Genomic DNA, 13,263 nt, shown 5'->3' on the forward strand with positions numbered 1-13,263 from the left:
ACTTTATAAAAATTTCATGCAAAATAGGTCAGTTAAAGTATCCTCAAGTTTAGAAGCCACGGTTCGAGAAGGAGCCTTGGAAAAGTTGCGCTCACAGATAAAGAGGGGGTGCGTGTATAGGAGAGAGGATTTACTGGGTGAAACAAATGCAATTGATCGTCATCTAAAACAATTGGTGAATGCTGGTGTTTTAGAAAAACTTGCCCAAGGTTTATATTACTCACCTAAAACCTCGACATTCGGCAAATTGCCGCCTAAAGATGAGGACTTGGTGGCAGCCTTTTTAAAAGACCGGGACTTTTTGTTATTGTCGCCAAATAGTTACAACTCATTAGGCGTAGGAACCACGCAGTTATATAACAAGACTGTGGTCTACAACCACAAGCGTCATGGTTTATTCAAGCTTGGAAATCGAAGTTTCGATTTTCGAGTGAAACCCAGTTACCCTAAAAAATTAAATAAAGAGTTTTTATTCGTGGACCTATTAAACAATCTTGAGTCTCTTGCTGAAGATAAGAATGATGTATTGACTAATGCAGAGAGGCAGTTGGGTAAGTTTGAAATTGCGACGCTAGAAAGGACAGTCAAGACTTATGGTGCGGTAAGAACCAAGAAACGAGTCTCATCTTGGTTATCGCACGCCCAATTGGAAAGAGTTTGATGCTTCTTCATGAACATAAGGATTTTAATGGGTTGATTGCAACTGTATCAGACAGTATGCGGATTGACCCTAGCCTGGTTGAAAAAGACTATTGGATCATGCATTCTCTTTGGGGTTTGCAGCAGCAGAAATTCAAATTTGAACTAAAAGGTGGTACTTCACTATCTAAGGGCTTTGGCTTAATCTATCGTTTCTCCGAAGACATAGATATTAGAATTGAACCCCCAGTCGGCTTAAACGTTAAGATTGGTAAAAATCAAAACAAAGAATCACACATCAAATCAAGATCTGAATTTTATGACTGGTTTGCAAGCGCTCTTAGTATTCCTGGTGTGCAAAATATTCAAAGAGATCACTCATTTGATGATCAAGAGAAAATGCGTAGTGGTGGGGTTCGCATCAACTACTTGTCTAAAGCGCCATTTTTAAATGGGTTAAAAGACGGTGTTTTATTAGAATTAGGATTTGACGACACTTCGCCTAATCAGTCTGTGGACATATCTTCTTGGGCATATGATCATGCCATCAAGTTTGTCACAGGTATTGATGACAACCGTGCTAAAAATGTTTTGTGCTACTTGCCAGAATATACCTTTGTAGAAAAGCTCCAAGCTATTTCCACAAAATTTAGACAATATAAACAAGGTATTGGATTCCCCAGGAATTTCTTGAGACACTACTACGATATTTATTGTCTTTTGAATTGTGAACCCGTACTTAATTTTATTAAGTCAGATAAATACCACAGCAGAAAAATAAAGCGATTTTCAAGCGCAGATAATTTGATCATTGCTCAAAATGATGCTTTCATCTTGGGTGATGTCAGCGATAGAAATTTATTTAAATCTGAATATCAAAAGGTTGTTAGTCTTTATTACAGTGGACAACCTAGCTTTGACGATCTTCTAAAGCGGATTCATCAGCATATTCATTACCTATAGATAAAGTTGGATTAAATGAAACCATCAAAATAAGCTAATAGTTTTTTTGATGAATCACTTAAGCCAACTTATTGCAATGAATTAAAAACAATAATTAAAACTCACCTTTGACACTTGTTAGGCCTAAAGCATCCCAATCAAGCATGCCGCCACGGTAGTAATAAATCTTAGTTGCTGGGAAACCGTCGCGTACCATTGCTTTCATCGCAAAGGGGCTTTGAGGGCAAACAGGTCCATTGCAGAAGCTATAGACTTTCTTGGCTTGGCTGCAGTCCCATGGTTTCTTTCCGCCAGCTGGCAATTTTTTGCAACCAAGCTCATCCATGCGCATAGCAACTTCAGTGTAGGGAATACTGATAGATCCTGGAATCGTACCCTTGATGCGATCGTTTGAATCACGCATGTCTACCACCAAAGAATTCTTATCACCCAATGCAGTCATGATTTCAGCTTCGCTAACAGGTGTCACACCTGGAAGAGGTATGAGGGGTTGTAGTGTGCCGCCGTTCTTAGCGCAACTTGTCATCACGCGTGTGATGGTCACTGGGCCATTGCTGGTTTGAACAACCACTTCTTTTTTACCTTCAAAAATGTTGAGTGGGGTGCCTGGGGCGATGGTAGCTGCTTGAGCAAATACCAATTGGCTGGCAAACATGCTGATGCCCAAAATGAGTAGCTTTTTCATGATGATCCTTAAAATATATTGAAATATGTACTGACTGATTTAGGCGCTATCTTGGGCCTTGATGCTTGCTCACACATTACTAGTTACTGTTTATTCCTAGTTGTTCTTCGATCAGTTATTGCGGAGCAATCCCTCAAAATGAGCCATCAAATATTTATTTTGGAAACAAAAAAGTTGCTGCCGCTCTGATTCCCCACTGAGGGGCCATGGGTGATTTCTCAAGATAGTAACGAGCGCCAAGAGAGAATGAGATAGGTTGATCTCCTATTTTCATGACTTGAGCCACACTTAAATTGAGTGGCACATTCCATTGATCGTTTGTCCAGTCATAGCTCGATTCGATGTTGCTTGAAACCGATAAGCCTTTACCCAGTTGCTTGGTTAGGAAGGGTTGCAAAAATAAATTATTTAGCTTGGTCATCCCTGGATCAGGGTTGCCCATGCCAAATAGATTGAATGCCAACATGCCGTAGGTATAGGCACCATCTTGCTTTAAGACAACACCTGTAGGCCCAGCACCCCATTGCTTGCTTGAGAGGCCATTCACATCTGTAGGAATATTCAGGATCGGACCCGCACCCCAAATCAGACCATCGCTGGTAGGTGCTTTAGGAGAAAAGAAAAAGCTTTGCGTAATATCGGCAACGCCTGATTGGCGTGTGCCTGGGGAGATATCTGTTTGCTTGACCAAAGGCATGACGGTTCTTGAAATCAGATTCCAGTCCTGATGAATGCTCATTGGTACAACGGGTTTTAGCGTTAAATAATTCTTATCGCCCGACTCATTCACGCCGGCCTTCGTATCCCAGGTGTATTCAAAGGGAACGCTAATTAGTGCAGCTATGGGATTGGCTAGTTTTTTAGCTAAATCATCGGCCCCTGATTGAGCTATGCTGCTGGTGCTGATGCCCCCTAATAAGGTAAAAGCTAAGGTGCTCATTAAAATTCGGAAGGGGGCGTAATGAATTCTATGGGCCATAAATACTCGCTTTTAACCTGATTAAAAATAATGATGGATGCTACCAAAATGCCCTTTTAATAGTTAGTCACTCTAGGGTTAATGATTCTTAGATTGAATTTAGGAATGGAAAGACTATATAAAATATATAAATAATATTAATGATCGGTATTTAAATTAAAATTAAAATAGAATATTATTAACTAATAATACTTGTATATAATATGACTGGTTATATGAAGATTATTATTTAATCTACTCTAAGAATAAATTACTCAATAAGGCAAATAAAATGGCGACATATCAAGAGTTAATGGCTCAAAAAGAAGCTTTAGAAAAGCAAATTATTGAAGCAAAAGCACGCGAGAAAGCTGAAGGCGTTGCTAAAGCAAAAGCAATTATTGAACAATATAAGTTAACCGCAGCCGATATTTTTGCCCGTAAAGGTTTGGCTGGCTCACCTGGCGGTAAGGTAGCTGCAAAATACCGCAATCCAGCCACTGGTGAAACTTGGACTGGACGCGGTAAAGCTCCTAAATGGATAGAAGGTCAAGACCGTAGTCAATTTACTATTTAATAATAATTCATTGACTAACTAGTTTGATGTAAGGGCCTGTTGATCAGGTCCTTTCGCATTTCTTGGCCATACAGTCTAATATGAGATTCTCAAGTTTCTCTGAGAATCTCTGATTAACCTCCCCATTCTCTAATAACAAGACTTCCTTTTGGTAGGGTCTAATCATTGGGTTATGAGACGGCTTTCTTCCTGTGCGAGTCTTGTTATCAGAGAAATCATCCGAAGCCATTTTAAGAACCTGTGGGTGAAGTTTTAAGAAGTTCGACTCCACTAAAACAGGAATATGTTTGGTGTGCGTATTTTTACTCAGGTAATGAAGTAAATGCACCTGTTCTACCGGCGAGATCGCGAAATCTAGGTAAATAACATCCGGAGCCAACGAAACTGATTGCATCAATGCTTCCAAGGTATCTGAGCAAAGATGGAGGTCTACTTCCGATTTCCAGGGGGCAGAGAGGCTTTTAAATTCCTCAAAACTTTCCTGACGCCTAAATACGGCTAGCAGGAGAAATTGCGCCCCGCATCGCTCACGAATACCTAAGCGCCTTCTTTTCAGAAGTTGCTCCAGTGAGGACATGAGGATCCGACGATGACCGCCTTGGGTTTTCCAAGCCAATAATTCGCCAGTTTCAACCATCTTTTGGACGGTACCCAGTGATACTTGAAGGTGACGCGCGCTTTGGCGAGTACTCAAGAAATCCTTAGGATTTTCTAAATTTTTGATTTTCATCATTATTTCCTGTTAAGTTATCTAAGGAGATCAAATCGTAAATAGGATTTCTCGTCTTGAATATCAGACAATTCAGATTTTCTTGTAGGAAATTTCCTACAAAATGAGGTAATTACCCTTTGGATTTTTAGGGGAAAAACCTAACTGTGCTGTCTAAAGCTTTGGAATACAGTGTTTTTTAGTGAAAAAGTAAGGTAAATCAGGGTTTAGGCGTGTTAAGCTTCTGTTTACGGAGAATTTTTTCGTTGCAGTTACAACTCGTTCGCAATCCGCTAATCGGTGAAGCCGTGTCGCGGAAGGTCTTAACCCACTACAAACTCGGGATACCCGATGAAAGGTGAGCAATATGATGCAGTCCTACAGAGGTAGCTCTTATCTCTTTGGCGGAAACGCCCCTTACGTAGAAGAACTCTACGAAGCCTATTTAGAAAATCCAAGTTCTGTTTCAGATTATTGGCGTGACTATTTTGATAATGTTCAGCTAGTACCAGCTGTTGATGGAAGCACGAAGCAGGATGTGCCCCATGCCCCAGTAGTCAATGCCTTTGCTGAGCGTGCGAAGCAAGGTCCGATCCGTGTCGTGAATGATTCAGCGGATTCTGAGTTAGGCCGTAAGCGTGTGGCTGTACAGCAATTAATTGCTGCTCACCGAAACGTTGGTAACCGTTGGGCTGATTTAGACCCACTCAAGCGCACCGAGCGCCCAGATATTCCTGAGCTAGATCCTGCCTTCTATGGTTTGGGTGATGCGGATATGGATATCATCTTTAATACAAGCAACACCTTCTTCGGTAAAGACAGTATGCCTTTGCGTGAGTTGTTGCAAAACTTGCGTCAAACCTATTCCGGTACGATTGGTGCTGAGTTCATGTACATCACGGATCAAAAGATCAAGCGTTGGTGGCAAGAAAAGTTAGAAGCTGCGAGATCTACTCCAGCATTCACTCCTGAGAAAAAGAAACAGGTACTTGAGCGCTTAACTGCTGCTGAAGGCTTGGAGCGGTATTTGCATACTAAGTATGTGGGTCAAAAACGCTTCTCTTTAGAAGGTGGTGAGAGTTTTATCGCTTCCATGGATGAAGTGGTACGTACTGCCGGAACTGCTGGTGTTCAAGAAATTGTGATTGGTATGGCTCACCGTGGCCGTCTCAATGTGCTTGTCAACACGCTAGGCAAAATGCCTAAAGACTTGTTTGCTGAGTTTGATCACACAGCGCCAGAGGATCTACCTGCTGGTGATGTGAAGTATCACCAAGGTTTCTCAAGCGATGTCACAACCCCAGGCGGTCCGGTTCATTTGTCATTGGCATTTAACCCATCTCACTTAGAGATCGTTAACCCAGTTGTTGAAGGTTCTGTTCGCGCTCGTATGGATCGTCGTGGTGACGTTGCTGGTGATCAAGTGATGCCTATTTTGGTTCACGGTGATGCGGCGATTGCTGGTCAAGGTGTGGTTCAAGAAACTTTAGCCATGGCAGAGGTTCGTGGTTATTACACTGGCGGCACAATCCACATTGTGATCAATAACCAAATTGGTTTTACAACATCCGATCCTCGTGACTTACGTTCAACGCTTTACTGTACAGATATCTTAAAAACAATTGAAGCTCCAGTTCTTCACGTAAATGGTGATGATCCTGAGGCAGTTGTTTTTGCAACTCAATTAGCGGTTGAATATCGCAACACCTTTAAGAAAGATGTGGCGATCGACATTATTTGTTTCCGTAAGTTAGGTCACAACGAACAAGATACGCCTGCTTTAACGCAACCATTGATGTACAAAAAGATTGCTCAACACCCCGGCACTCGCAAGTTATACGCTGATAAATTGGAAGCGCAAGGTGTATTGACAGCAGGTGGTGGTGATGAGATGTCGAAGGCTTATCGCGCTGCGATGGATGAGGGTAAGCATACGGTTGATCCAGTGATCTCCAACTTCAAAGGTAAGTTTGCAGTTGATTGGTCACCATTCTTAAATAAGAAATGGACCGACTCTGCTGATACAGCGATTCCACTAGCTGAGTGGAAGCGTTTGGCTGAGCGCATTACCAAAGTTCCTGAAGGATTCAAGCCGCATAACTTGGTGGATAACGTTTTAAATAACCGTGCTGCGATGGGTCGTGGTGAGGTCAACGTTGACTGGGGTATGGGCGAGCACATGGCATTTGCTTCATTGGTGGCGAGCGGTTACCCGATTCGTTTATCTGGTGAAGATTCAGGCCGCGGTACTTTTACGCACCGTCATGCTGTGATTCATGATCAAAACCGTGAGAAGTGGGATATTGGCACTTACATTCCTTTGGAGAATGTTGCTGAGAATCAAGCACCGTTTACTGTGATCGACTCCATTCTTTCAGAAGAAGCTGTTCTTGGTTTTGAATACGGTTATGCCGCAGCTGAACCAAATACCTTAACTATTTGGGAAGCTCAGTTCGGTGACTTCGTGAACGGTGCGCAAGTGGTCATTGACCAATTTATCGCATCCGGTGAAGTGAAGTGGGGTCGTGCGAACGGTCTTGTGTTGATGTTGCCTCACGGCTATGAAGGTCAAGGCCCTGAGCACTCATCAGCCCGTCCGGAGCGTTTTATGCAGCTATGTGCTGATATGAACATGCAAGTGGTTCAACCAACGACTGCATCTCAAATTTTCCACTTGTTACGCCGTCAAATGATTCGTCAGTTCCGTAAGCCGCTGATCATCATGACGCCGAAGTCATTATTGAGAAATAAAGATGCCACATCACCTGTTTCTGAATTTACTAAAGGTGAATTTAAAACAGTGATTGGTGAGTTGGATAGCAAAATTGAGGCGAAGAAAGTTACTCGTGTGGTGGCATGTTCAGGCAAGGTTTATTACGACCTTGTTAAAGCTCGTGAAACGAAGAAGCAAGATGATGTTGCTTTGATTCGTGTTGAGCAGTTGTATCCGTTCCCACACAAGGCATTTGCTGCTGAAATGAAAAAGTATCCAAATGCTACGGAGATTGTTTGGTGTCAAGATGAGCCACAAAACCAAGGCTCATGGTTCTTCATTCAACACAATATCCACGAGAACATGACTGAAGGTCAAAAGTTGGGTTACTCCGGTCGTCCAGCTTCAGCATCGCCAGCTTGTGGTTATGCGCACCTACACCAAGATCAACAAAAATCATTGGTTGATGGAGCGTTTGCCAAACTCAAAGGTTTTGTGCTGACGAAATAACAGTCCAAGATTAAATTAATAACGAAAAAATAAATTTACTCACATTTAAGAGAAATAAGGGAAAAGAACATGGCTATCGTAGACGTTAAAGTTCCACAACTATCAGAATCAGTTGCTGAAGCAACCATGCTAACTTGGAAGAAAAAAGCAGGCGAAGCAGTTGCTCAAGATGAAATCTTGATTGAGATCGAAACAGACAAAGTGGTGCTAGAAGTACCTGCACCTTCAGCAGGTGTATTGGCAGAAATCGTTGTTGGCGATGGTGGTACGGTTGTTTCTGATCAGGTGATTGCCAAAATTGATAGCGCAGCTAAAGCAGCAGCGGCACCAGCGCCAGCAGCTAAAGCAGAGGCGGCTGCACCTGCACCTACACCAGCTCCAGTAGCGACTCCAGCAGCTGGTGGCAAGGCTATGCCTTCAGCAGCAAAGTTAATGGCTGAGAACAATTTATCAGCCGCTCAAGTTGGTGGTTCAGGTAAAGATGGTCGCGTGACAAAGGGTGATGTATTGGCAACCTTGTCAGGTACTGCGCCTGTTACTAAATCAGCGCCTGTAGCAGCACCTCAAGTTAATTTGGGCGGTCGTCCGGAAGAGCGCGTGCCAATGAGTCGTTTGCGTGCGCGTATTGCTGAGCGTTTATTGCAGTCTCAACAAACGAATGCCATTTTGACAACGTTCAATGAAGTGAACATGGCGCCAGTGATGGCTATGCGTAATAAATACAAAGATCAGTTTGAAAAAGAGCACGGCACAAAGCTTGGTTTCATGTCTTTCTTCGTTAAGGCAGCAGTGCATGCTTTGAAGAAATATCCAATCCTCAATGCTTCAGTCGATGGCAATGACATCGTTTATCACGGTTACTTTGATATTGGTATCGCTGTGGGTTCACCACGTGGTTTGGTTGTGCCTATTCTTCGTGATGCCGATCAAATGAGCTTGGCAGATATTGAGAAGAAGATTGCTGAGTTTGGTGCTAAGGCACGTGATGGTAAGTTGACCTTGGATGATCTGTCTGGTGGCACATTCTCCATCTCTAACGGCGGCATTTTCGGTTCTATGTTGTCAACACCGATCATTAACCCGCCGCAGTCAGCTATCTTGGGCATCCATGCAACGAAAGATCGTGCAGTAGTTGAAAACGGTCAAGTGGTTGTGCGTCCAATTAACTATTTGGCAATGTCTTACGATCACCGCATCATTGATGGTCGCGAAGCAGTGTTAGGTTTAGTGGCAATGAAAGAAGCGTTGGAAGATCCAGCACGTCTTTTATTAGATATCTAACCTGAGACACGGCTAAAGGAAAAAATATGAGTCAAAATTTTGACGTAGTAGTTATTGGTGGTGGTCCTGGTGGCTATATCGCTGCGATTCGTGCTGCTCAGTTAGGTTTTAAAGTGGCTTGTGCTGAGAGCGCTGCTTACGATGATCCTAAAGGTGAGCCACGTTTAGGGGGCACTTGTTTGAACGTGGGTTGTATTCCATCTAAAGCGCTATTGGCAACATCTGAAGAGTTTGAAAATATTGCACATCACGTATCTGATCACGGCATTACTGTGAAAGACGCGACGATTGATGTGAAGAAGATGATTGCTCGTAAAGATGACATCGTGACAAAGATGACTGGCGGTATTGGTTTCTTGTTCCGTAAAAACAAAGTCACTTTATTAAAAGGTCATGCCTCATTTGTTGGTAAAGGTGCTGATGGCTATCAATTAAAGATTGATGGAAAAGATGCCGGCACTGTGACAGCTAAGAATGTCATTATTGCTACCGGTTCTAAAGCACGTCATTTACCAAGCATGCCCGTTGATAACGAATTAATTTGCGACAACGAAGGTGCCTTGAAGTTTGGTGCGACACCCAAGAAGCTTGGTGTGATTGGTGCTGGCGTTATCGGCTTAGAGTTAGGCTCTGTTTGGCGTCGTCTAGGTGCGGAAGTAACGATCCTAGAAGCATTGCCCACTTTCCTTGGTGCATGTGATGAAGGTACGGCTAAAGAAGCTCACAAATTGTTTACGAAGCAAGGTCTCAAGATCAATCTTGGTGTAAAAATTGGTGATGTTAAAACAACCAAAAAGGGTGTATCCGTTGCTTACACCGACAGCACGGGTGCTGCTCAGACGCTTGATTGCGATCGCTTGATCGTGTCGGTTGGTCGTGTACCTAATACAGATCGTTTAAACCTTGAAGCGATTGGTCTTAAGACCGATGAGCGCGGCTTTATTCCTATTGATGATCACACTTGTGCAACATCTGCTCCTGGCGTTTATGCGGTCGGTGATGTGGTACGTGGTCCGATGTTGGCTCACAAAGCAGAAGATGAGGGTGTCTTGGTTGCTGAAGTGATTGCTGGTCAAAAGCCTCACATCGATTACAACTGCATTCCTTGGGTTATCTACACCTCTCCAGAGATTGCATGGGTTGGTAAAACAGAGCAACAGCTTAAGGCTGAGGGTCGTGCTTACAAGCCAGGTCAGTTCCCATTTGCGGCTAATGGTCGTGCATTAGGCATGGGGCAGTCAGATGGTTTTGTGAAGGTCTTGGCAGATGCTCAGACAGATGAGATTCTTGGTGTGCACATTGTTGGTTCAGCGGCGTCTGATTTGATTGCTGAAGCAGCAGTTGCGATGGAATTCAAAGCTGCGGCTGAAGATATCGGTCGCGTTTGTCATCCACATCCTAGCTTATCGGAAGTTATGAGAGAAGCTGCTTTAGCTACGGATAAACGTGCATTGAACATGTAAGTTTGTTTTTTTCAGTAATAAAATTGGGGATCGATAAACACCAGATGTTTTGAGGTCCCCAAATTCTTTATATAGATGGTCCCATGAAAGTTACAGAGTTTTACAAGCAAGAGTTGGTGAAGCGCGGCTACGGCAGTGATGCTGCTCAAAACGCTGCTATCGACCGTCTGCAACTTTGCCAAGATCAGTGGCTATCTTATAAAGAAGTGCGCAGTGGCAAATTAGCCAAGATGATGCGCTTCCCTGAGCTGCCACGTGGCGTGTATATGTGGGGTGGCGTAGGGCGTGGCAAATCATTTTTAATGGATTGCTTTTACGAAGCTTCTCCTGTTGAAAAAAAGACCCGATTGCATTTTCATGAGTTCATGCGTGAAGTGCATCGTGAGCTCCAAGACTTACGAGGCAAGGCAGATCCTTTAGATATTCTGGGTAAAAATATTGCCAAGAAATATCGCCTCATTTGTTTTGATGAGTTTCATGTGAGCGATGTGGCGGATGCCATGATTTTGTACAAATTATTGGATGCGCTATTTAAAAACCGCGTGCAGTTTGTGATGACTTCTAACTACCGTCCTGATCTTTTGTATCCAGATGGGTTGCATCGTGATCGCATCTTACCGGCGATTGCGCTCTTGCAAGAGAAGCTAGATGTGATGAATGTTGATGCAGGTATCGACTATCGTCAGAAAGCGATGGAGCAGGTTCAGGCGTATTACACACCGTTAGGTCCAGAGACGGATGCCATCATGGGCAATGTCTTTAACACGGTAGCTGAAGCACATGATGCGGAAGATCCAACGCTACATATTGAAGCTCGCGAGATTAAAGCGATCCGACGTGCGGGTGGAGTTGCTTGGTTTGATTTTAAAACCATGTGCGGTGGCCCAAGGTCTCAGAATGATTATTTAGAGATTTCTCAGTTATTCCATACTGTGTTGTTATCAGATGTGCCATATATGCCACCTAAGTTTGCAAGTGAAGCGAGACGCTTTACTTGGTTGATTGATGTTTTTTATGATCACAAAGTCAAATTGATCATTTCAGCAGAAGTAGAGCCTGAAATGCTTTATACCGAAGGTCCGATGGCTAACGAATTCCATCGCACGGTTTCTCGTATTGTTGAGATGCAATCCAAAGAGTATTTGGATGCGCCTCGTCGAATCGTTGATACCCGCTTAACCTAAAAATAATCAGAACTCTCTGACAAAATTTTCAGCGTACGGCTGACATACAAGTATTTCCTGAATCATTAATCTATCTCTTTACGGGGGAAATGAGATGGTGATTGATTGGGTAAATTTTTTACTTGTTTTTAGAGCTATGAGCTCTGTCATGTTGGCTGAAATATTTTTATCTTATTTTTTTAAAGGTTTTCGTGATTGGTACGCTATAACACTTATACTTTCTATAAGTATATTTTTAATTTTATTAACGAGTTTTTCACTTAAACCAAAGGGCAAATAATGGATCCTCTTACTGAAGAGCAAATTAGGTTAACGATTGTTGGAGTGTTCATTGTGGTTTTTGTATTTTTAGCAAGATGTCTTGAATACTATCAACTTAAAAATAAGCAAAAACAAGAGAAATAGAATTTATAACTGGTTGTTTTAAGGTGAGTTATTTTTAAAAGGGAAAAATATGGAACAGGTGTCTGGCGATTTTTTTTCAAAAGCTAATATTCAGCTGATGTGTGTTGGAGGATTCTATGTGGCCTTTTTTGGCTTTGCCAAATACATGGAGTACAGAGAAGTGCAAAAGGCAGCCAAGGATCGGCATTTAAAAAAATCTCAAAACAATGATGACGCTGAAAAGGATAACTTGGTTGAAGTACCTCCATTTAATATTTGAGCGACTGGCTTTTATGGTTAATTGCAGCAATAAATCCTCAAGCACTGAGGGTCATTGCCAAGTAAAATAGGGTCATGCATACAATCAATGCCGACTTGCATTGCCACTCCGTTGTTTCTGATGGAACTTTGACCCCTGAGGTTCTCGCTCAGCGCGCCCATTCAAATGGTGTTGAGATTTGGTCTTTAACTGATCATGATGAATTGGGTGGTCAGGAGCGAGCTCAGAAAGCTGCTCAAGACTTGGGTATGCGCTATATCAGTGGTGTCGAGATATCGGTCACTTGGTGTCAACAAACGGTTCATATTGTTGGATTGGGTATTGACCCTCAGAATCCTGAGCTCCTTGAGGGTTTGTATCAGACTCGTAACGGTCGAACCAATCGGGCAAAAGCCATGTCGGATCAGTTGGACCAAGCTGGCATCAAGGGTGCCTATGAGGGCGCTCTTCAGTTCGTGGGTAACCCCGAATTAATTTCCAGAACGCACTTTGCTCGTTTTCTAGTGGAATCAGGTGTTTGCAAAGATACCAACGAAGTTTTTGCCAACTACCTTGTTGATGGAAAACCGGGCTTTGTTGCTCATGAGTGGGCTTCTTTAGCCAATGCTGTGGGGTGGATTAAAAGTGCCGGAGGGGTTGCTGTAATTGCCCATCCAGGCCGTTATCGCTATACATCCTTGCAGTTGACACAGCTTTATGAGCAGTTTAAAGACCTAGGTGGTGAGGGTATTGAAGTGGTCACCGGGAGCCATAGTTCATCCGAGTATCAAACATTTGCTAAAGTAGCGTTACAGTATGGTTTTATGGCTTCTCGCGGGTCTGATTTTCATGATCCTATAGAGAGTCATGTGGATCTGGGGCAGTTGCCAGATTTACCTACACAATTACGACCTGTTTGGTCGGTGTTTCAATAAGAG

General features: G+C 43.0%; 12 protein-coding genes. 9 read left to right on the forward strand and 3 right to left on the reverse strand.

Going from position 1 to position 13,263, the window contains the following annotated elements; genetic code table 11:
* Nucleotides 1-16 precede the first annotated feature (16 nt).
* A complete protein-coding gene (locus ICN28_RS09510; protein WP_223146594.1) occupies nucleotides 17-661 on the forward strand; it encodes a DUF6088 family protein in 645 nt (214 codons plus the stop codon).
* Entirely contained in the window at nucleotides 661-1,602 is a 942-nt protein-coding gene (locus ICN28_RS09160; protein ID WP_216288081.1) for a nucleotidyl transferase AbiEii/AbiGii toxin family protein, read from the forward strand. The genes ICN28_RS09510 and ICN28_RS09160 overlap by 1 nt, the downstream gene beginning before the upstream one ends.
* Nucleotides 1,603-1,696: 94 nt before the next feature.
* Here the strand turns inward: ICN28_RS09160 and ICN28_RS09165 are convergent, their stop codons facing one another.
* Both ICN28_RS09165 and ICN28_RS09170 read right to left on the reverse strand, forming a co-directional pair.
* Nucleotides 1,697-2,287 (reverse strand): rhodanese-like domain-containing protein, encoded by a 591-nt coding sequence (locus ICN28_RS09165; protein WP_216288082.1) that lies wholly within the window; start codon nucleotides 2,285-2,287, stop codon nucleotides 1,697-1,699.
* A 154-nt stretch (nucleotides 2,288-2,441) separates the two neighbouring features.
* Nucleotides 2,442-3,227 (reverse strand): transporter, encoded by a 786-nt coding sequence (locus tag ICN28_RS09170; protein WP_216288083.1) that lies wholly within the window; start codon nucleotides 3,225-3,227, stop codon nucleotides 2,442-2,444.
* 310 nt (nucleotides 3,228-3,537) lie between these two features.
* Between ICN28_RS09170 and ICN28_RS09175 the strand changes: the two genes are divergently transcribed.
* Nucleotides 3,538-3,822 carry an H-NS family nucleoid-associated regulatory protein gene (locus tag ICN28_RS09175; RefSeq protein ID WP_216288085.1) on the forward strand — a complete coding sequence of 95 codons (285 nt, stop codon included), beginning with the start codon at nucleotides 3,538-3,540 and terminating at the stop codon, nucleotides 3,820-3,822.
* Nucleotides 3,823-3,865: 43 nt separating this feature from the next.
* On the opposite strand, the gene ICN28_RS09180 is transcribed toward ICN28_RS09175, so the two are convergent.
* The gene (locus ICN28_RS09180; RefSeq protein ID WP_216288087.1) at nucleotides 3,866-4,555 is read right to left on the reverse strand and encodes a helix-turn-helix domain-containing protein; all 690 of its coding nucleotides are present in this window, start codon (nucleotides 4,553-4,555) and stop codon (nucleotides 3,866-3,868) included.
* Between the two features lie 343 nt (nucleotides 4,556-4,898).
* Here ICN28_RS09180 and ICN28_RS09185 point away from each other — a divergent pair, with 343 nt between their 5' ends.
* The 6 genes from ICN28_RS09185 (at nucleotide 4,899) to ICN28_RS09210 (ending at nucleotide 13,260) form a co-directional block, all read left to right on the forward strand.
* Nucleotides 4,899-7,754, forward strand: coding sequence for a 2-oxoglutarate dehydrogenase E1 component (locus ICN28_RS09185; RefSeq protein ID WP_216288089.1), 2,856 nt, complete (start codon nucleotides 4,899-4,901; stop codon nucleotides 7,752-7,754).
* A gap of 69 nt (nucleotides 7,755-7,823) precedes the next feature.
* A complete protein-coding gene (gene odhB, locus ICN28_RS09190; RefSeq protein WP_216288090.1) occupies nucleotides 7,824-9,035 on the forward strand; it encodes a 2-oxoglutarate dehydrogenase complex dihydrolipoyllysine-residue succinyltransferase in 1,212 nt (403 codons plus the stop codon).
* A gap of 26 nt (nucleotides 9,036-9,061) precedes the next feature.
* Nucleotides 9,062-10,498: a dihydrolipoyl dehydrogenase gene (gene lpdA, locus ICN28_RS09195; protein WP_216288092.1), complete on the forward strand. Its 1,437-nt coding sequence runs from the start codon at nucleotides 9,062-9,064 to the stop codon at nucleotides 10,496-10,498.
* Nucleotides 10,499-10,581: 83 nt separating this feature from the next.
* Nucleotides 10,582-11,682 (forward strand): cell division protein ZapE, encoded by a 1,101-nt coding sequence (gene zapE, locus ICN28_RS09200; protein ID WP_216288094.1) that lies wholly within the window; start codon nucleotides 10,582-10,584, stop codon nucleotides 11,680-11,682.
* A 454-nt stretch (nucleotides 11,683-12,136) separates the two neighbouring features.
* The gene (locus tag ICN28_RS09205) at nucleotides 12,137-12,346 is read left to right on the forward strand and encodes a hypothetical protein (protein WP_216288096.1); all 210 of its coding nucleotides are present in this window, start codon (nucleotides 12,137-12,139) and stop codon (nucleotides 12,344-12,346) included.
* Between the two features lie 74 nt (nucleotides 12,347-12,420).
* On the forward strand, nucleotides 12,421-13,260 hold the full coding sequence (locus ICN28_RS09210; RefSeq protein ID WP_216288100.1) for a 3',5'-nucleoside bisphosphate phosphatase: 840 nt from the start codon (nucleotides 12,421-12,423) through the stop codon (nucleotides 13,258-13,260).
* The last annotated feature ends 3 nt before the right edge of the window (nucleotides 13,261-13,263 follow it).

The sequence above is a fragment of the Polynucleobacter sp. 30F-ANTBAC genome (assembly GCF_018882385.1).
GTDB lineage: Bacteria > Pseudomonadota > Gammaproteobacteria > Burkholderiales > Burkholderiaceae > Polynucleobacter.